Below are 19,826 nucleotides of genomic sequence, written 5' to 3' on the forward strand. Positions count from 1 at the left end.
ACTTAGTCTTGGTTCTCAACTTTTGTCACCGTCGATTCCTATTTCTAATGATTTAATCTTGATACTGTTGCCATTTTTTTGCGTAAAACCGATTATCAATGTGATAATGTGGCTGACTCACCTTCTTGGTTAAGAATGGGTCAACTGCTTGATCAATCTTCAACCAGCCCCGCCAGCCAGGATGAATGGTATCGGTCATAAAGTAAGGCACATCGCCATCATTTGAAAGATCAGCGATATGGTTGAATCCCTGTGATTGTAATTGATACCTAATTTTTTGATCAAACTGTTTGAGCATGGTCTGCGACAAACCGGTGTATTGCTGCCATTTCCTATTAACCGGCGGAATAATAAACAGAACATTGGTATGATCCTTAGCAAATTGACTTAAAACCAGTTCAAAATCGCCGTACTCTGGTGATTTGACATAGCTTTGACCTGCTTGAAAATCTTTCAGCTGCTTAACATGCCGCTTGAGGCGCCGATTCCAGAAATGGTTACTGATGCCAAAATTATTTGAGGTGGTCTGCTGCTTGCCAATTTTCCCAGCCAACTGATTAAACTGTTGGTAATTATAATGGCTTGGCAGCTGCTTCATATTTTTGTCGATCGTTTGGGCATTGTTAAACGGAATCCGGTACCGGGAATAAATCTGATCTTCATTCAACAGGATTCGATGCCGAACGCCGACATAGAAAGACTGAAAACTTGTGGGCTTTAAACCTGCCGCAATTCGAGCCAAAGTTGCGGAAATAATTTTGTCAGAATTACCCGAAGGCATCTGCAATAATCGATAAGCCGCATACCGATCCATCTTGGTCCCCGTTTCAGCCTCAATCCAAGTGGTTGTCTGAAGGGGGGAATAATAGAACGAAAAGGCGTTGGGGTCTTCGCCCATTGGGGTAAACCACTGGGGAGAAATAAAGAAGACCGCCTTTTTTCCCTTTAGCTGGTGATTAATCGATTGCATCACAAAGAAATTAGTCAGTGATTGGCTGCCCCGGGCGCCGATAAGAAATGGGCGGTAGGATCTTTGATACTTATCTGCCAATACAGATGGATGAAACGGATCGAACCGTGACCACTCTGACGACCCAAAAAATGGCACGTAATGGTTCTCTAAAGCGCGCTGTTTAATTAATTGCCCCTTCAATACCAGCGGTGATAATGACGAAGCCGCATTTCTTTGGACTGTTGGATTGACATTGTTGAGACCGCTCCAAAGTGGGGACAGAAATACGACAAGCATTAATGCCGCCGCGGCAAAAATGGGCCCAAAGATCATCAAAAGCCGTTTTTTAAGGCTCATTGTTTCATTTCTTCAACTTTCGCAATGATTTTTGCTGGGGTGTCCCATTCGTTGCGGTCAAATTCTGAAACCGGGGCGCTAATCCCCAGTTCGTCTTGAAGCTCCAGCAATAATTGAACCGTCCCCATTGAGTCGAGCAACGCGCTGTCATAAAGATTTTCATCAAGATTATCAGAAAAATCTTCACCCGTTAAATCATTTAAAATTGCAATTACTTTATCTTTAACATCATCCATGATTATCCACTCCCATATCTAAAAGTTACTTGGTCCAAAAAACAACGTATTCAAAAATCCGGAGAAAATCAAAAAGCTGAAGCAAACAACATTAAACGTTAAGAAGATTGCGAACAACTCCGTGAATTTGTTATGCGGAATAACATCTTGGTGCTTTTTCTTGTACCGCAGCCAGGTATCATTGATAACCAACGCGCAGCCATGGAACAGGCCATAAGTGATATAGAACCACGTCTCACCGTGCCAAAAGCCCATGATTAACATGTTGATTACGTAACACACATTAGCGGTTGTCACCCGACTCTTAAACACCTTGTGCTTCATGAAGAAGAACACCAACCGCATGAAAATGTAATCCCGGAACCAAAACGACAGGGTCATATGCCAACGGTTCCAAAAATCCTTGATGTTCTTTGACTTGAACGGTTGATTAAAGTTCATCGGGGCCTTAATGCCCATTAAGTAGCTAATTCCAACAGCAAACAAACTGTAACCAGCAAAGTCAAAGAAGAGATCCAAGCTATACACATACATATAAGCAACGATGTTCCATGAAAAGCCGTGAGCCAAGATTGCCCGCTGCTCAATTCCCGGCATTAAAACGGTTCCAAAAATATAGGCTAGGATGAATTTATACACAAACCCAGTGAAAACATAGCGAACCCCGGTTTGAATCAGGTTCAAGTAGTCGGCTCGCTTAGGGACATTGTCATAGTCGGCAAGAAAGCGGCGATAGCGGTCAATTGGGCCAGAGGAAATCGTTGGAAAGAATAACAAGAATTGACCAAATAAGACCGGGTGAAAGGCCTTAATGATCCCATCACGCGTCTCCATGATGGTTTGGACAACTTTGAAAGTAATGTAGGAAATCCCCAGAAATCCAATGATCGATTGACGACCACTTTCAATTGCCGGCGTTACCTTGACAATCACCAGTGGAATGATGGCCAAGATGACCGCCATGACAAACGGCCAGCCTTTATTAGGGGACGCCTTTCTTTGCCGATACTTTGAATAAGCCGCTACCAAAATGACCTGATAAGCCAAGTACCCAACCAAGGCAATCCCTGTCCGCCAATTTGGCCCACCGAACGTCAATATTAGGAAGAAGAGGGAAATAACCGTTTGATACCCTCGAAATCGACGTCCATAGAGTAAGCCAATCATGAGCGGAATAATGGCAAGCGCTAACCAAATAAAGTAAGTTGGATTGCCATACGGAATGTACCATCTCATTGGGAGTTGACCTCATTAATGACCGCTTTAATGTCAATCTTCCCATTTGTACTGAGCGGCAAATTTTTGCGATAAACCAATTTCTGCGGAATCATGTATTTCATCATCATTTTGCTTAAATTCTTTTTGATCGCCGCCGTTAATTCTAAATCTGTCTTAAAGTCATTGGCTTCGGGAACAATATAAGCAATCAGCATCGAAACCGTATGCTGGGAATTATACTTTGGTACGACGACGGCTTGTTTGATATGTTCTTCCTTACTGATGATGCCAGAAACATCCTCTAATTCGATTCGGAAACCATTTAACTTGATTTGGAAATCCTTTCGACCAAAGTATTTTAACAGCCCATTGGCATCCATGCTGGTAATGTCACCAGTCCGATAAGCATTCTGACCACTAATTTTATAGAACGCCTGGGCATTTTTTTCTGGATTGTTAATATAACCCCGAGAAACGCTGGTCCCATATACAACCAACTCGCCCTTAGCCCCATTGACAGCCGTTTTACCATTGTCGTCAACCACTTTGGCATGCATTTCAGGCTTCATATACCCAATTGGCAAACGATCGTAGTGGTCCAGAACTGCTTGCGTCATTTCAATTTGGGTAATCGCCACCGTTGATTCGGTTGGCCCATATGTGTTGAAAATATGGGCTGCCGGGAACCGCTTTTTGAGTGACACTGCCGTCTGGTGCGTTAATTCTTCACCACAAAATAAGAAGTGGGTCAATTGCGGGTAGTGCGCCTGATCAAAGGTTGACTCTAACAAACAAATGTCCACAAATGAGGGGGTGGAAACCCAGACATTCATTGGCAAACTTCGCAATGCCGTGAATAAAACAATAAAATTATCCGTTGTCTTTTTAGAAAGAACGTGGAGCGTACCCCCTTGATAAAGGGTTGGATAGAGGCTCATCACTGACAAATCAAATGAATATGCGGGCTGCTGAAGCATTTGTAAATTGGCTGGTAACTTGAATTCATCCCCGACCATCCAATCCACAAAGCTTTGCAAATTGTTGTAACTAATCTGCACCCCCTTGGGTACCCCGGTCGTTCCCGACGTGAAGATGATATAGAAGATCTGATCATCATGAATTTTGTGCGTCATCTTATAAGTGACCCGTTCTAAGAAGATCTGTTCCAACTCAGATTTGGAAATGACGGGAACTCCCGTCATCTTAGTTGGTAAGTCGGAAACGGCAATCACTGCAACCGGCTTGGCAATCGAATTAATCATTATCAGACGTTGTTTTGGAGAATTAACATCAACCGGAATGTAAGAATGTCCCGATTTGATCACCCCAATGAATGCCGCGATCATCTCAAATGACTTCCCACCAAATACAATGATTGGCTGATTGATCGGTAAGCCCATTGCATCAATGTGTTCGGCGAGCGCATCTGAATAATCTTTTAGTTGCTTGTAGGTATTTTCCTGACCATTATAGTGATAAGCAACTTTGCCCCCATTATCCTTGGCATATGAATCAATCTTGTCAATTAAACTTTCAGTCATCAGTTGTCATCCTCTCAGAAATCGTTGTAAATAAATTTAGCCTGGTTGATTCCGCTGTAATCGTATAAATAAAACAGAACCAGCATAATTGCAAAGTAGATCAGGGTATTTAACAAGAATTTCACCACGGGCTTTTCCAGCCACTTTTTAAATGCCACGTAATCATCCCCCTTTATCGCTAGGCTATTTTGCCATCGACTAAATCGTTAAATAAATGAACCGCCGGATCTTGGACAGGTCGAGCCGGCCGATAATTGTTGGTCATCAAGACCACCCCAGTGTTACCATTTCTCGTAATCAAGATCGAAGCTTCATAGCCATAACCAACTCCGTGGGAACGGATCCCATTTGATTGGTTGTAGACACCGCCGCCGTATGTCGAAGCGCTTCCCGGCGCATGCAAGACATTGACGGCTTGCTTGGAGATCAGTCTTCCTTTCAAAATATCGCGCTCAGTTTTGAACAAATCAATTGGACTCATATAGACTTGCCCGGTTCCCAGCTCATTTTGCATCGCAGCTCGGGGTTCGATATAGCGTTCCTCATAAGTTTGGGCAATCTGTGAGTCCTTTTGGTAGCGGTAGCCTAACGTCTTATATCGGCTGGTTGGCCATTTTTGAACAAATCCGGTTCCCCGCAAGTTAAGTGGATAGACAAACGTCTGGTAGAAGCTATGCCGATACGTTTGATGGGTCAGCTTGGAAACAATTCCGGCTAATAACACAAAGTTAACCGGTTGATAACTCCACTGCCCTAACGACTGTGCTTTGCTTGAAACGTGGTTAACCGCGTATTTAAGAACATTCTTTTCGCTAAGCAATGCCGTTGACCCATCGCTAATCATGGATAACCCTGAATTCATGTTGAGCATGCTTCTGATCGTGATCCTGTTGGCATTTGGAATTGTGGGATAAAATTTTGCCAGCTTCGTGTTCAGGGAAAGCTGCTTGGCCGCAATCAACTTCATCACACAAACTGCGGTAAGCGATTTTTGAATTGACAAGATTTGGAATTGAGAATTGGCTCGATTAGGTTTTCGCGTTTCATAATCTGCATAGCCAAATCCTTTTCGGTAAATGACCTGACCATCTCGAACCAGTAAAGCCGAGCCTACAAAGTAATCTCGTCGCAGATAGTTCGTTAATCGCTGTGACTGGATCGTCTGTCGAGTCTGCTTGGCCTCTGATTGTTTAGCTGACGCAACCCTGCTGGTAACCTTTTGGCTTTCTTTAGTCTTGCTTGGCTTAGAGTTCAATTTCTTTTCACTCCGTTGCACTTGGTGGTTTTGGTAACGCCAGTAGGTGAAGCCTCCCGCCATTCCAACGACGACCACCGCTAACAGTATGTATAAATACCCCCTTTTTTTCATTTCATCACCCCCTTATAACTAAATAATTACAGTTGAATGTCATTGTCACATTTCGGTAACAATTGATCGGTTTTATTATGACCGATAGGCCGGAAATCACAAGAAATTTGACGCTTTTATTCTTCGCTTATGGAAAGCTTTAATTTCTTTTGATTTCCTTTACTTCATTTTGCTAATTCGGCTATCAACTTGTTAATTAATTGGGAATGAATCGTAATACTGGAAATCTGTTCCGTCAGACTTCATTTCGTCAACATTTTGAAACCTGGAATCGCATGATTCAGGTTTCAAAAATCGGAAATAAGTAGTTGAGCCATCCGCTAATGTCCAATCAATGATCATCAGGATATTTGGCTTACAGCTGCGACAAACAGCTGATCCCACAATTTCACCTGATTAACCAGGAGAAATCACTATCGTTTAAAGATTTTTATTTTTGACCATGCGCCCGCTGATAATCCGCAGCCATCTGCATCACTAACTTTTTCATTCCAACAATATCTAAGATGCTGTCCGCAAATTCCTTCCGAACCAGTTCATCTGGCAGGTATTCATCATACTTGTCAAAGGTTGGCACTTCATTCAGAAATAGCAAGTCAAGTGACGGAAAGTCCTTATCAGCTTCTTCCTGAATAATTTGGAAGAATTCAGCCTCATCACAGTCCATCGCAAACTCCATAAAATAGGGTCGTGATGAATTAAATCCGCGGAGGTTGAGCCGATCAGTACACTTGATTCGCAAGAGTCGTTCCAGGGCTAAGAATTGATAACTGCCCGTCCACGGGAAAAATGCCCACATCTTACCGCCAAGATTAATTAGCTGGTTGTCAGGTAGTCCGGCAATATTAGCCGTGTCTCGCATTTGGGTTAAGCGCGCCCGAGCGTTGCCTCGCAGGTAGCTGTATATTTGGGTCTCATTGAGGACTTTTCTCATTCGCTGGAGAATCTTAGGATGAATGTCGCCGGCAACATCCCCGAAATAAGCGGGAATCCGCCCCTTAACTTCATGACAATACACCTGATGCCTTTGCCGGTCCACATCTTCAACGACCCAGACTCGACCAGCAATGGCAATTTTGTCACCAACTGGAGGTGGCATCACGATTGTCCCCAATTCTTCTGATTTGGAGTGCACGCTATATTCTTCATTATCTTGGAAAACGGCATAGAACTTATAGTTATTAACGACTCGTTCACCGGCCATCCCGACAATCAGGCCACCAGCTGGGGTGCGCTCGATTTGGTTTGTCTTGAGAAGATGCTGCAGCAGGGTCCGGTAATCAGCTTGACTCACATTATGAAAATAAGCCAACTGCAACACCCGTGAGGCTAATTCTGCTGGAGTCATTTCGCCGCTTGAGGCAAGGGTACTCATGGTTTGATGATACAGCAAACTATATGGTAACCGGTTGGTATGTGGTGGTTCAACCCATTTTTCTTCGAGATATAGCTGGACCAGCGCGATTCCTTGAAGTAATGGCCAGGAAATCAAGTCCGGCAGCATGGCTCGTGACTCTGGGTGTTCCTCGCGCATCACAAAATGCATTTCCGGCGGATTTCCCCGCCTACCGGTTCGGCCCATCCGTTGCAAGAATCCCGAAACGGTGAAGGGCGCATCAAGCTGAAAAGCACTTTCCAATTTGCCAATATCAATGCCTAACTCAAGGGTTGCCGTGGCACAGGTTGTCATGTTCGCGTCTTCATCCTTCATGGCATCTTCTGCCGTTTGCCGAAGAGCTGGTGATAGGTTACCGTGATGAATCAGAAATCGATCGGGTTCATGGTTATATTCCGCGTATGAGCGCAATTCCTGGCAGACAGCTTCACATTCCTCACGGCTATTAGTGAATACCAGACATTTTTTGCCCCGGGTGTGTTCAAAAATATATCCAATTCCTGGATCAGCTAACTCAGGAGCCTGATCGGTTTTAGGGCCAACCAACTCAGCCGGATCAAAATTGTCAGCCGAGGCTTGGGGATCAGTTTTATAAAAATGTTCCATTGATAGCCGCCAGATTTGGCCGGTGCTGTTGACCTTTGGCGCTACTGTCTGGTAATCACTGCCCGCACCCAAAAATTTGCTGGCCGCAGAAATGTTGCCGATCGTGGCCGACAACCCAATTCGCCGGGGGTGAACATCGGCCAGCTTTGAAAGCCGTTCAATCAAACAGAACGTTTGCCCACCCCGATCACTCCGTAAAAATGAATGGAGCTCGTCAATGACAATATATCGTAAGCCGTGAAAAAGGTGGGGAATATCCATGTGTTTGTTAATCATGAAAGATTCCAGTGATTCTGGGGTAATCTGTAAGATTCCTGACGGATGCTTTAATAGCCGCCGTTTACTGGATTGGGAAACGTCCCCATGCCAGCGCCAAACATTGATACCAGTATCCTGACAAAGATCCGTTAGTCGATCGTACTGGTCATTAATCAGGGCTTTAAGCGGCGCAATGTATAAACATTGAATTGAGTTTGCGGGGTGCTCCTGCAAGTCGGTTAGAATCGGAAAAAAAGCGGCCTCGGTTTTCCCTGAAGCAGTGGCAGAAGACAGGAGGACATTATGATCGGTGTTGAACAATTCCTCTGCCGCAGCCACCTGGATGGCCCGCAAATTCTGCCAACCATGATTGTAGATATAATCCTGAATGAAAGGCGCATATCTTGAAAAGACGTCCATAGGGGTCCTCCTTAATTAAATAGTGAATTCGGTGTAGTCCTTATCCTTTTTATCAGAAACCGCGTCAGATTTGTGATAATCAAAATCACTTGATGACAGCAACTTTTCCACCGTGGTATCGGGATTCTGCCAAACAATGTCTAAGAGTTCAATAAAGTCCCGGATGACTTCCCTGGGGGTGATATTGGTATCGGCCCCAATTCTGGCATATTCAATCTTGATGAATTTAGCCAAATCCGCCTCGGTAATGGTGCGCTGATAGCCATACAATCCCGCATGCATATTTGCCAGTTTTTCAACGAGCACGAGCATTTCTTCAGCCGTTAACGGTTTTAACTTGATCACCGGTGCGTACATATCACGAGCACCAGCAGTTGCAAATTTGCCTTCGGTTAACCGGGAATGGAGCGCTTCATAACTATAGACACCCCGGCGATGATCCTCAACTGCTTGCGGGGTTCCGCCCATGAGGATTCCTAAATACTTAGCTTTACCTTGCAGCGTATCATTGTACATTGTCAAAATCTTTTCGTAATTATATTGACGGCTAATGCTATTGGGAATCTTATAAATATTGACCAATTCGTCAATCATGATGATCAAGCCGGCATACCCAGCCTGTCTGAAAAACGATGCAAATAATTTTAAATATTCGTACCAGTCATCATCTGAAATAATGACACTCACACCCAATTCCTGTTTAGCTTCAGTCTTGTGAGTGTATTCACCTCGGAACCACTTAATGACCTTTGCCTTCGTCTCGTCATCGCCTTCAAGATAAGCGTGATAGTACATGTTTAATAGCTTGGCAAAGTCAAAACCGTGAACCAGTTCACTCAAAGACGAAATAATCGAATAAATTTTCTTGTCTACCGCCGCGGCAAACTGTGGGTCGTCAACTGCCAGTCCGCTTTCGCTGGTAACGTTACTTTGGACTGAACTAATCCAGCGGTCTAAGACCAGAGTGAGGGCGCCTCCCTCTGGCCGGGTCTTGGTTGCCAAATTTTGAATTAATTCCCGATACAACGCTAGCCCTTGTCCCTTTGTCCCCTGCAGGCGCCGTTCTGGTGATAAATCACCATCAACGACAACAAAGTTCTTATCCATGACGTAGTTGCGCATGGTTTGTAGCAGAAAACTTTTACCTGAGCCATAGCGGCCGACAATAAAATGAAAGGAAGCGCCGCCTTCAGAAACGACATCAACATCGTGGAGCAGGGCTTCAATTTCTGCTTTGCGGCCGACCGTCACGTATGGTAACCCGATTCTCGGGACCACGCCACCTTTGAGGGAATTTAAGACTGTTTGAGCAATCCGCTTTGGGACCCGTCTCTTTTTAATATCTGCCACGATCCATCCACTCCTTTACGATAAAAATAATTGTTCCAAATCCTGCCGATAATCTTCGACGATGACCGGCTGATTATCAGCATTAAATTCAATAACTGTATCGCCAATCTCATCTAAAAGCTTTTCATTAATTTGATCGACTAAAATCGAAATCATCAAATGATGATCGTGTAGGTACTGCTGCCAAGGTTGACCTTTTAACAACGCAATTACCAGCGTTGTTTCATCAGCGTTTAACAATGACTGATCAGAACCAGCTGACTTATCTACTTGATCCTGTGAAATTGGTTCCTTTTGAGATGGCGCTGACCCTGGTTCCTTCTCATCTTCGGTTAGCAAGCTTTCACGAGTTTGGGATGCATCTCTTCGAATTTGGTCAAGATTAGCCAGATTGATGTCTACTATAGGACGTCGGTTCTCTTCTTGAATTCGTTGATAAGCTTTAATTCCATCCATGATTGCCCGTTGCAAGAGCGAACTCAGTTGCCGGGGCTTAAGTGGGTGTCCCAAGTGAAATGCCTTCCGTACTAAGCGATCCACCTCATGAAGCAGGGTATTGAGCTCTTTTTCCTGACGCTTGATTGGATAGTAAAGCATGGAACTGCACGTTTGTGGTTCCAACTTATAAATATGCTCGGAATCAACCTGATACACTTTGAGCCGCGGGGCTTTTCTAAAGTAAAACACGGCACTTGTGAAATACGTATGGGATGTTGGCACTCGACTCGCAATTATCTCGGCAAAGTAGTCAAACTGGTTGGTCTGTTTGAGAGCGAGAATTTGCTGCCAAACGATTTTTAACAATTCAGCAAATTGTTTCGGTGATTTTTTCAGCAATAGACACGCCTTAAGATATGTCGAATGAGTCTTAAAAACCGTCAGGAGTTGCTCTGGCGAAAAATCAGCTGGATGCAGTAAGATATGGTAATCCTTATCAGTCGCAATTGTTTTTGCAAAGACAGTCTGGGCCTTTTGCTGATCCAGTCCATAATATAGCACATAATCGCATAACCACCGATCGAGCAAATCACGCATTCGGCTATGATAACTGGGAGCACACTGATCACGAAAAGCCATGAGCTTCATGTAACCTTCCGTGGGTGAAGCCACCCCAATATTGTTTAAGAGCTCATAAATGTAGAGATAAGCGTATGAGGTGCTACTAACGGTGAAGTTGCCTTGGCGAAGTTGCGTCCGCCACGTAAAATACGTTCGTAGTTGGTGAATTGTCAGGTCATGGTAGACAGGAAAGTAACGTTTCAATTCATAGGTTGCGTTGTAATGGTCCTCGTAATCAGCCATCATCCGACCTTGCTGGTAAAAATTATAACCAACAATTTGAAATGATGGGACGCTATAATCATATGACTGAATCATCTTCTGAATTGGTGCCGGTACATCCGGTACATGACTGTTTTTCTGCTCTCGAGTCTGTTTAGCGGCGCCAACTGGTAACTGGATTTGCTGGGCACGATACTGGGGGTTGACCTTGTCATCAGGAGGCAGGTAAATTGACTGTTCTTGGGATGGCAGGTTTGGATTTGGCGGGAAATGTTTAAGCGAATAATTCAACACTTTTTGGAGCATTAGTTCATTAATCGCCTTTAGAGAAACCCCGACCCATCTCTGGTTCTTTGTGAATTTAGGCGCTGAAAAGTGAGGCAGGTGTTGCACGATAACCCTTAGGTTGCCACAATAGACATCTATATTGGCCGGATCATCCTGACTGGCAATCACAAAGGGACGCTTTGAAGTTGGGTGGATAAGAACTTTAATATGTGGAGATGATTCAGCGGCTGAAACAAATTTCAAGCCATAATAGTTAGCAACCAAATCATTCATTTCTTGCCAGTTCAACTATAACACCCCCATTTTATTCCAAACGTCATTCTAACTAAATTCTATCCTATCACGGGACGCAATGGCCAAGAAATTGTCTGCTGCCATTAAAAATGGTGAGCTCAACTCACTTGTTGTACTCAAGGGGAGCATTGATCCACAGTGCTAGTAATGTCTGATGCAATCTTAGATTAATCGGCAAATTTTCTTGTTAACCATTTTTATTTTGATAAAACTTGCGACAAACGCCTAATTCCAGAGATTTAAGCAAAACAAGCAGTGCATCCAAAAACCAGATGCACTGCTTGTTTCACTTAAATGATGGTTTCTAACCGCCATTGCCAGCCCACTTTCAACTACTTAGTTGGCAGGACAATGTCAGATGGTTTAACTTCTTTACCGAAGTATGGCTTCAATTGTTGGTTGTAATCCTTAACAAAAAATCCTTGTTTCGTTAATTTGTTAATTTCTTTGTTGGTCCAATTGAGCAAGGATTTGTTACCCTTCTTGACCGCTGGTGAAATATAAGATTTAGGTCCAATACTCTTGATTCCAACCGTGTACTTAGGATTATCTTTCGACCATGCGTACAGATATGAGTTGTCATCGGCTAAGGCAACCCCCCTGCCGTTCTTCAATGCATTAAATTGTTGGGTCTTGGAATCAAATTTCAACAACTTTGTATTTGGTTGCTTAGTTGTGAAGTAAGTTTCCGCTGTGGTTCCTTTAGTCACAATCACGTTCTTACCTTTCAACTGGCTGGCGCTGGTGATTGGCTTAGTCTTAGGAGAAACCACCCCAACGGAAACCTTCATATATGGTTTGGCAAAATCGATCACTTGTTTCCGTTCTGGGGTAACCGTAAAGTTTGCGAGTACCAAATCAACCTTGTTGGAGTTCAATGCATCAACCCGATTGTTAGCGTTCACTTGCACAAACTTCACCTTCACACCCAAGTCTTTGGCAACTTGGTGAGCCAAGGTGACGTCATAACCAACGCGCTTGCCATCTTGATTAACCCAGCCATATGGTGGCAGATCGCCAAATACGGCGATTCGAATTGTACCGTTCTTTTTGATCTGCTTAACGGAACTTGGATTGTTACTGCTGCTTGAACTAGACTTCTTTGAGCTGTTGCCACAGCCCGTGAGCACCAATAATAGGGCTGCAAACACACTCACGATAGCAATTAATCTTGCGAATGATTTCTTCTTCATAAATTTAATCCTCCTCAATTTTCCTTAAAAATCCATACTGTCTAAAAATTCTTGAGCGCGATCGGTTTGCGGTTTAGCGAAAAACTGTTTAGACGGCGTTTGCTCCAGAATCTTACCATTTTCCAAGAATAGGACGCGATCGGCAATTTCTTGAGCAAAGTTCATCTCATGAGTCACCACAATCATTGTCATGTTATCCGTTTCTGCCAAATCCTTGATAATGTTCAAAACACCGCGAACCATTTCTGGATCAAGTGATGCGGTGACTTCATCAAACAACATAAAGTCAGGGTGCAAGGCCAATGCCCGCACAATCGCAATTCGTTGTTTCTGGCCACCAGACAGCATCCGTGGATATGCGTCAGCGTAATCTTCCAACCCAACTCGTTGTAATAGTTGAATGGCCTCTGCTCTGGCCGCATCCGCGCTTTGCTTTTGCACTTTCGTGGGCCCCAACATAATGTTATCAATCACCGTCAAATTAGGGAATAGGTCATAACTTTGAAACACCATGCCAATCTTTTGACGGATCTGTTGCCAGTTCTTTTCGGTGGGATCAACCTGTTGGCCCTCAAACGTGATCGTCCCCTTTTGATAGGGTTCCAATCCGTTCAAGCAGCGAATCAACGTGCTTTTCCCGGATCCTGAAGGTCCAAGCAGTGTGACCACTTCGCCTTTGGCAACCGAAAAATTAATATCATACAAAACATGTCGCTTCTGATAATACTTCTCCAAATGTTCAACTTGTAAAATCTGATCAGCCATTTGTTCGCTCCAATCTCCTTTTTTCTAGTCGTTTAGCCCACCAAGACAATGGATAATCGATCAAGAAATAAAATAGAAAGATCAATCCGTATACCCAGAAGACGCCCGTCGGATGGGTGTGGTTGTTGGCTTCAATGATCTGTTGGCCAATGTTAATCACGTCCATCACCGAAATCAGCATCAGAAGAGAGGTTGTCTTGATTACTCGGGTTGCCAAATTGATGGTAGCGGGAATTTCAAGGGTAATTGCTTGGGGGATCAGCACGTACCGGTACAACTGATGACGATTTAACCCAATTGCCAGCCCAGACTCGCGTTGATGTTTTGGAACCGAAATGAGTGCCCCACGGACAATATCACTCATTTCAGCGCCAACCCACAGGGCAAACACTAACGTGGCGATCTGATCGGCAGGAAGATTGAAGTTCAACTGTTTTGGCAATATATAATAGAAAAGAAAGAGTAACACAACGGTTGGCACAATCCGGAAAAATTCCAGATAAAGCCGCAGGATCAGCCTGAGCAGTCGATTCCTGAAGGTTCTCAATACACCTAGGACAATGCCTAATATGAGTCCTAAGATGAGGGCAATTCCTGCAATTTTAACCGTTACCCAAAGTCCGCCAAGCAATCGAGTAAAATTGGTTCCTTCAAATAACACACTAATTCCCGAATGATCCATAGCGAACCCTCTTTTCTAATAACGTCAAAATAACAGACAGCGGAATCAAAATGATGGCATAAGCGACAACCAGAACAAACAAATACTCATTTGAACGATAATACATCCCGATCAAATCAAGCGCGGTGTTGGTGAGTTCCGGAATGGCAATCACGGTAAAAATCGACGTTTCCTTAATCAGGAAAATCACATTAGCTGCCATGGCGGGCACACTTAATGAAAAGCCCTGAGGAAAAACAACGTATCTGGCTAACTGCCAGCGGCTCAGTCCAATCGCTTTGCCGGATTCAAGCTGCCCCTTGGAAACACCATTAAAGCCGCCGGTAAATCCTTCGGCCATGTAACTGCCACCAAGAAAGATTAAGCCGATGATCCCACAAAGCTGGGCACTGAATTTAATGCCGATGACCGGAAATGCATAATACAGGAAAAATAGCTGAATTAGTAATGGCGTGTTCCGGGAGATTTCGACGTACACCGTGGCAATCTGGTGAAATATGGGAACTTTGAAATATTGCAGCAGACTACAGATCAAGCCAACCAAAATTGATCCAATCATTCCAATAAATGATAACCACAACGTCAACACAAAGCCCTTTTCAAACATTGGCAAACTCTGCTGGATAATACCCCAGCTCGTCATCTGCAATCATCTCCCTTGTAAAATTTTGTTTTTCGAATTGACAGCAATAAAAACGTCCCTGCAAATCTGACCGTAGCCAAATTACAGGGACGTTTTACCGTGGTTCCACCCTTGTTCATATTCGAAACGCATTCGAATACCTCATTAGATGTTTATATTACTTCATCAAGCTTGATTTGACTCCGAGCGCACTTTCAATCACGCTGATCCACCCTTTCACCCACGATGGTCGCTATTCATTCAGCAATAATCTACTCTTCTCATCAATGTCAAATTTAAACAAAAGACTGTCAATCGATTACTAATAAATGTAAGGTTTCTAAAGGAAAAAGTCAACCATTTTTACTAATTAAATGATAGTTCTTCTCACTAATCAAGTAAGAACCCCTGACGCTTGATGGTTGCCAACAACTCTTTGCGGACCTCATGACTTCTGCCAAGTTCCGCCACAATGTGATGACTAAACGATTCAATCCGGTCATTCGAACTGCGACTGCCATAATAGTTGGCAACATCAGCGTCGTACTCAGCTAATTGCGCGTTGAAGTCTGTTGGGAGCTTATAGCTGCCATCAAAATGCATCTCAGCTTGGGGCAGCCGCGGCTTAATTTCCGGTTGATCGGCTGGATAGCCAATTGCCAGACCCAATAACGGAAAGGTCAACTCCGGCAGATCAAGCAAATCGATCACCCGCTTAGAATCGTTTAGGATACTGCCCATAATCGTGCCACCAAGCCCCATGCTCTCAGCAGCTACCATTATATTTTGAGTGGCAATTGCGGTATCAAAGACGCTTGCTAAGAATTTATCAGTCGTATGTAAAATGTAAGGATCCGTGTTATGAGCCTTCGCAATTTGCAAGTTGCGGTATTGATCGGCCACCATCACGAAAAAGTGACCGCTGTTTACCAGCCAGTGATGGCCGGTAATGTCAGCCAACTGGGCTTTAACATCCGGGTCTGTCACACTCACAATCGAATATTGCTGGGAAAAAGTACTGGTTGAAGCATGCTGGGCGGCCTCAATCAGTGTTTGAACCTGCTCCTTAGTTAAAGGCTTGGCTTGAAAATGACGAATGCTGGTGTGATTCAATAACTGGTCTAAAATAACGTTGGTCAATAAAGCCATCTCCGATCCGCATTTTGAATTTACATTTAATGATTTTTGGTTTACAATAATCAATATCAGGTAATAATGATTACAAACTATAGAATTGAGGCATCAATTTATGGAAAAGAAACGATCGTTATCTCAAAAGATTAACGTGATGCGAGCGTCTGTAATGGGCGCTAACGATGGCATCGTGTCTGTCGCAGGGATTGTCTTAGGGGTTGCCGCGGCGACAAGTAATAACTTTGCGATTTTTATTTCCGGAATTTCTGGAATGCTTGCCGGAACTGTTTCGATGGCAATGGGAGAATTTGTATCCGTTAATACTCAGAAGGACTCCGAAAAAAATGCCATCAGTATCCAAAAACGAGCATTAGCTGATTCATACGATACTGAGTTTAACACAGTCAAGCATAAATTGGTCACAGATGGGATCTCCGATGAGTTAGCCCACCAAGCAACGAAAGAAATGATGGATCGTGATCCAATCAAAACAACGGTCCGCCAAAAGTACGGCTTTAACGTCGGCGAATATACCAACCCGCTTTCAGCTGCCATCGCATCGATGATTTCATTCCCAACTGGATCAATTTTACCACTAGTCGCCATCACAATGTTCCCAAATTCAATTAGAATTGAAGCAACATTTGTCGCCGTTCTGATTGCCTTGGCGATCACTGGGTTTACAGCGGCCAAGTTAGGAAATTCAAATAAGTTTCATGGTGTGGTGCGAAACGTGATTTCTGGCACGTTAACCATGTTGGTCACCTTCATCATCGGAACCTTAATTGGTAGCTAATCCCTTTTTTAACAAAGGAACTTGTCCATAAGTCCCCTCAATTGCTCCCTCAAAAAGCTGGGATTTCCGATTGACGACATTGATACACCAGTTCCTAATTATTTTAATTTATTTACTATGAATTTGTGGAGGTATTTTCCATGACAATTATTCACTCAAAGAAGAAAAAGGACACCCAAACAATGGATGAAAAGCTTAACACATTGCGAGCCGGCGTCTTAGGATCAAATGATGGAATTTTGACGGTTGTCGGGGTTCTGTTTAGTGTTGCCGTTGCAACCACCAATCAATTTACCATCTTCATTGCCGGACTATCGGATTTACTTGCCTGTGCCTTCTCAATGGCATCAGGTGAGTATGCTTCCGTTAGCACGCAAAAAGATACTGAACAATCAGTTGTCGAAACCGAGAAGAAATTATTAAAGACCAATTATGATCAGGAGCTCCGCGTTGTTTCAGATTATTATATTGATGAAGGTGTCACCCAAGAGACCGCAATCAAAATTGCCAAAGACTTGATGGCTAAAAAGCCCCTTGAAACCATCGTGAATATTAAATATGGGCTGCAGCTTGGCCACTACATGAATCCTTGGAACGCTGCCTTTTCATCACTTTTTTCAGCCGGTGCCGGCGGGATTTTCCCATTGGTTGCCATGACCCTTTCCCCAGTGGCCTATCAATGGCCCGCAACAATCCTAGCGGTCTGCCTTTCAGTCGCCATAACTGGTTATCTAAGTGCCCGACTGGGTAACGGCCTTGTTAAAACTGCCATTATTCGAAATGTCATCGTCGGCATTATCACGATGATCATTCACTATTCGTTAGGAATGTTGCTTCAGGCCTAGTGCCTATTTCGGGACTCCCGCATAGAGCTGAGCCAAATGATTGGCATCAACTTGCGGAATTTGATCATACAATGTTGGGGCAGCTTCCTGCATAATCGACTGATTATTTTGACTGTGACCCAGTCCCAAATCATGACCAAGTTCATGCATGGCAACACTGGCTTGCTGGTTAACGGTCTTGTAATTCATTCGGGTCATTGCCCCAGTTATCAGGTAACTTTCATTATAGCCAGCAAACAACGGCGCGCCAGAATCGCTAAACCGTTGAATAGTGTAGCCCATCACCACTCCTTCAGCTACAGCCCAGCCATCTGGTTCTTCCTTGTAGTTGGCTTTGGCACCAAGGATAATTTCAGCGTCATTTTCATGATGAGCTGGGATTAGCTGAACAACTTTCACATCGTTCCAAGCAGCGACAGCTTTTCGCCACACCTTAGCGTAGTGGCGGGAGGTTGTCGTTTTAATATAATAAGGGATCTGGGTCGTGGGCCAGTGATAATCCTTTTGGGGACTGTACGACGGCTTTGGATCAGTGTCCGGATTTTCGATCGGTGTCGTAGATTGGTGGATGGTTCCGGGAGCCAAGCTCACATTAAACGCCCAAATCACGCCGATAACCGAGAAAATCACAAGCAGCCCTTTAACAATTTGGACCCAGAATCTTTTTGAATGAGTCAATGTTTTTCTCTCCCCTCAGCTGTCATTGCATGACAATAGGCAAACTTTCAGATTATCTATTTGCGGCTATTGATTAAACTATTGTATAGTTATGTTAGATCGAATTAGCGAATTTAGTCACATTTTGGCTCATTCAACATTATCGCTTGGATCAGCTCACTTCAGGGAAAGAGGAATTGTTCATGAATAAAGCTTTTAAATTGATTACCGCAACAGTCGCCACGGCAGCCGTATCGTTTGGATTGGCATTGGCTGGTTCAACCACCGCCGCAACCGCACACGCAGCCAATACATTTGCCAGTTCTGAAATTAGCGGTCCCAGCGGTTACTTCTACAATTCAAAGGTCGGGGTTGCCTTCCACTGGAAGAATATCAAAACCAGTAATGGGGTGCAAACAATGATGATTATTGGCGATTTCAAGACACCCAAGTTTACAACGGGGATCCCAGTTGGCAACAAGATCAGCAAAAACAAACGAACCTTCACTGCCAACTATCGTCAAATCACCAGCAAAAGCAAGCTAACCAAGACGACTTACAGTTTTAATCTCTACAAATTAAGTACCAACAAATATCAGGTTAAGATTTCTAAGTCAGGCAATGGGCACTGCCAAGCAATAAAGGGAAGAAGTATACCTTCTACCGAACAAAGAAGAGCCCTGCCAATTCACTTGCCAACAAGTTTTCTCAACCAGCACTGGAAAAAGAATTCAAGCAGCAATATGATCAAAACCTCCAACAAGCTTACCAAAAAGCAAAAGCTGAAGGTAAAAACGTTAAGGACCCTGCAACAGATCCTGCAGTTCAAAAGCAGGAACAAGAAGCCATTCAAACCAATACTGATAAGTATATCAAGCAATTGGTGAAGGCCTTTAGATAGTCACAATTGCCAACAAAGAATGTCAGCTTTAGCACTCTTTACTTTTGAGTGCTAAATGCTGGCATTTTTTTATCAGGTGATTAATATAGAAGATGAAAGGTAAAGAGGAACGAAAAAGAGTGGTTCAAAGAGATCGTTTCCCAGTACCTTGAATATTAATTCCGATAATAAGGAGATTGGTATTATGGCAAATGAATTAATGAATCGTTTTGATTTGGATCCGTTCTTTGATCGTATGGCACATCGTTTCTTCAGCCCAAGTGATTTTGACAAGGATTACAGTGATTTCGGTAACCTCAAGACTGACATTAAAGAAACCGACAAGGATTATTCGTTGAAGGTTGATGTCCCAGGAATTGATAAGAACAACATTCGTTTGGCTTATCAAGATGGTGTTTTATCACTCTACATTAATCAAGAACATTCAACCGAACAAAAAGATGAGAACGGCCGGGTAATCGCCAGCGAACGTAGTCACGGTGTTATGTCACGTAGCTATCAATTGCCTGGTGTTGACAAGGACAACATTTCAGCCCAAGTTAGCGATGGTGTTTTAAATGTTACTTTACCAAAGTTAACCAACAGTGATCAAGATAATGGTCATATTGAGATTCAATAATTACTAACCAGCTGTTAACTAGGTGTGGGTGGTTGTTTATTTGGGT

At 43.6% G+C, this 19,826-nt stretch carries 19 protein-coding genes; 4 read left to right on the forward strand and 15 right to left on the reverse strand.

What is annotated here, in order from left to right:
* Window positions 1–52: 52 nt before the first annotated feature.
* The 14 genes from dltD to QUF07_RS03825 form a co-directional block, all read right to left on the reverse strand.
* The gene (dltD, locus tag QUF07_RS03760; protein ID WP_289426821.1) at window positions 53–1,309 is read right to left on the reverse strand and encodes a D-alanyl-lipoteichoic acid biosynthesis protein DltD; all 1,257 of its coding nucleotides are present in this window, start codon (window positions 1,307–1,309) and stop codon (window positions 53–55) included.
* Entirely contained in the window at window positions 1,306–1,545 is a 240-nt protein-coding gene (gene dltC / locus QUF07_RS03765; RefSeq protein ID WP_056981706.1) for a D-alanine--poly(phosphoribitol) ligase subunit DltC, read from the reverse strand. Before dltC ends, dltD begins: the two co-directional genes overlap by 4 nt.
* An 18-nt stretch (window positions 1,546–1,563) precedes the next feature.
* Window positions 1,564–2,781, reverse strand: coding sequence for a D-alanyl-lipoteichoic acid biosynthesis protein DltB (dltB, locus tag QUF07_RS03770; RefSeq protein WP_217164653.1), 1,218 nt, complete (start codon window positions 2,779–2,781; stop codon window positions 1,564–1,566).
* Window positions 2,778–4,304, reverse strand: a complete 1,527-nt coding sequence (gene dltA / locus QUF07_RS03775; RefSeq protein WP_217164651.1) for a D-alanine--poly(phosphoribitol) ligase subunit DltA — start codon at window positions 4,302–4,304, stop codon at window positions 2,778–2,780. Before dltA ends, dltB begins: the two co-directional genes overlap by 4 nt.
* Window positions 4,305–4,318: 14 nt before the next feature.
* Window positions 4,319–4,462 carry a teichoic acid D-Ala incorporation-associated protein DltX gene (locus QUF07_RS03780; RefSeq protein ID WP_217164650.1) on the reverse strand — a complete coding sequence of 48 codons (144 nt, stop codon included), beginning with the start codon at window positions 4,460–4,462 and terminating at the stop codon, window positions 4,319–4,321.
* Window positions 4,463–4,482: 20 nt separating this feature from the next.
* Window positions 4,483–5,673 carry a serine hydrolase domain-containing protein gene (locus tag QUF07_RS03785; RefSeq protein ID WP_289426822.1) on the reverse strand — a complete coding sequence of 397 codons (1,191 nt, stop codon included), beginning with the start codon at window positions 5,671–5,673 and terminating at the stop codon, window positions 4,483–4,485.
* Between the two features lie 430 nt (window positions 5,674–6,103).
* Window positions 6,104–8,353, reverse strand: coding sequence for a DEAD/DEAH box helicase (locus QUF07_RS03790; protein ID WP_217164927.1), 2,250 nt, complete (start codon window positions 8,351–8,353; stop codon window positions 6,104–6,106).
* Window positions 8,354–8,368: 15 nt separating this feature from the next.
* Window positions 8,369–9,703, reverse strand: a complete 1,335-nt coding sequence (locus tag QUF07_RS03795) for an ATP-binding protein (protein WP_289426823.1) — start codon at window positions 9,701–9,703, stop codon at window positions 8,369–8,371.
* Between the two features lie 15 nt (window positions 9,704–9,718).
* On the reverse strand, window positions 9,719–11,560 hold the full coding sequence (locus tag QUF07_RS03800) for a TerB N-terminal domain-containing protein (RefSeq protein ID WP_289426824.1): 1,842 nt from the start codon (window positions 11,558–11,560) through the stop codon (window positions 9,719–9,721).
* Between the two features lie 338 nt (window positions 11,561–11,898).
* Window positions 11,899–12,759: a transporter substrate-binding domain-containing protein gene (locus tag QUF07_RS03805; protein WP_217164931.1), complete on the reverse strand. Its 861-nt coding sequence runs from the start codon at window positions 12,757–12,759 to the stop codon at window positions 11,899–11,901.
* Window positions 12,760–12,783: 24 nt separating this feature from the next.
* Entirely contained in the window at window positions 12,784–13,524 is a 741-nt protein-coding gene (locus QUF07_RS03810; protein WP_289426825.1) for an amino acid ABC transporter ATP-binding protein, read from the reverse strand.
* The gene (locus QUF07_RS03815) at window positions 13,517–14,206 is read right to left on the reverse strand and encodes an amino acid ABC transporter permease (RefSeq protein WP_217164935.1); all 690 of its coding nucleotides are present in this window, start codon (window positions 14,204–14,206) and stop codon (window positions 13,517–13,519) included. Before QUF07_RS03815 ends, QUF07_RS03810 begins: the two co-directional genes overlap by 8 nt.
* Complete coding sequence (locus QUF07_RS03820) at window positions 14,187–14,849, reverse strand: amino acid ABC transporter permease (protein ID WP_289426826.1); 663 nt, start codon at window positions 14,847–14,849, stop codon at window positions 14,187–14,189. Before QUF07_RS03820 ends, QUF07_RS03815 begins: the two co-directional genes overlap by 20 nt.
* A gap of 369 nt (window positions 14,850–15,218) precedes the next feature.
* Complete coding sequence (locus QUF07_RS03825; protein WP_217164938.1) at window positions 15,219–15,977, reverse strand: NADPH-dependent oxidoreductase; 759 nt, start codon at window positions 15,975–15,977, stop codon at window positions 15,219–15,221.
* 100 nt (window positions 15,978–16,077) lie between these two features.
* Here QUF07_RS03825 and QUF07_RS03830 point away from each other — a divergent pair, with 100 nt between their 5' ends.
* Window positions 16,078–16,758 (forward strand): VIT1/CCC1 transporter family protein, encoded by a 681-nt coding sequence (locus QUF07_RS03830; protein WP_217164939.1) that lies wholly within the window; start codon window positions 16,078–16,080, stop codon window positions 16,756–16,758.
* Window positions 16,759–16,898: 140 nt separating this feature from the next.
* On the forward strand, window positions 16,899–17,603 hold the full coding sequence (locus QUF07_RS03835; RefSeq protein WP_217164940.1) for a VIT1/CCC1 transporter family protein: 705 nt from the start codon (window positions 16,899–16,901) through the stop codon (window positions 17,601–17,603).
* A 3-nt stretch (window positions 17,604–17,606) separates the two neighbouring features.
* Here QUF07_RS03835 and QUF07_RS03840 read toward each other — a convergent pair whose 3' ends face one another.
* Window positions 17,607–18,281, reverse strand: a complete 675-nt coding sequence (locus QUF07_RS03840) for a matrixin family metalloprotease (protein ID WP_217164941.1) — start codon at window positions 18,279–18,281, stop codon at window positions 17,607–17,609.
* Between the two features lie 182 nt (window positions 18,282–18,463).
* Between QUF07_RS03840 and QUF07_RS03845 the strand changes: the two genes are divergently transcribed.
* Both QUF07_RS03845 and QUF07_RS03850 read left to right on the forward strand, forming a co-directional pair.
* Window positions 18,464–19,147 carry a hypothetical protein gene (locus tag QUF07_RS03845; protein WP_289426827.1) on the forward strand — a complete coding sequence of 228 codons (684 nt, stop codon included), beginning with the start codon at window positions 18,464–18,466 and terminating at the stop codon, window positions 19,145–19,147.
* A gap of 198 nt (window positions 19,148–19,345) precedes the next feature.
* Window positions 19,346–19,780 (forward strand): Hsp20/alpha crystallin family protein, encoded by a 435-nt coding sequence (locus QUF07_RS03850; RefSeq protein WP_217164444.1) that lies wholly within the window; start codon window positions 19,346–19,348, stop codon window positions 19,778–19,780.
* Window positions 19,781–19,826: the final 46 nt, after the last annotated feature.

Origin of the sequence: Lentilactobacillus sp. TOM.63, from assembly GCF_030361045.1 — a bacterium.
Classification (GTDB): Bacteria; Bacillota; Bacilli; order Lactobacillales; family Lactobacillaceae; genus Lentilactobacillus; species Lentilactobacillus dabitei.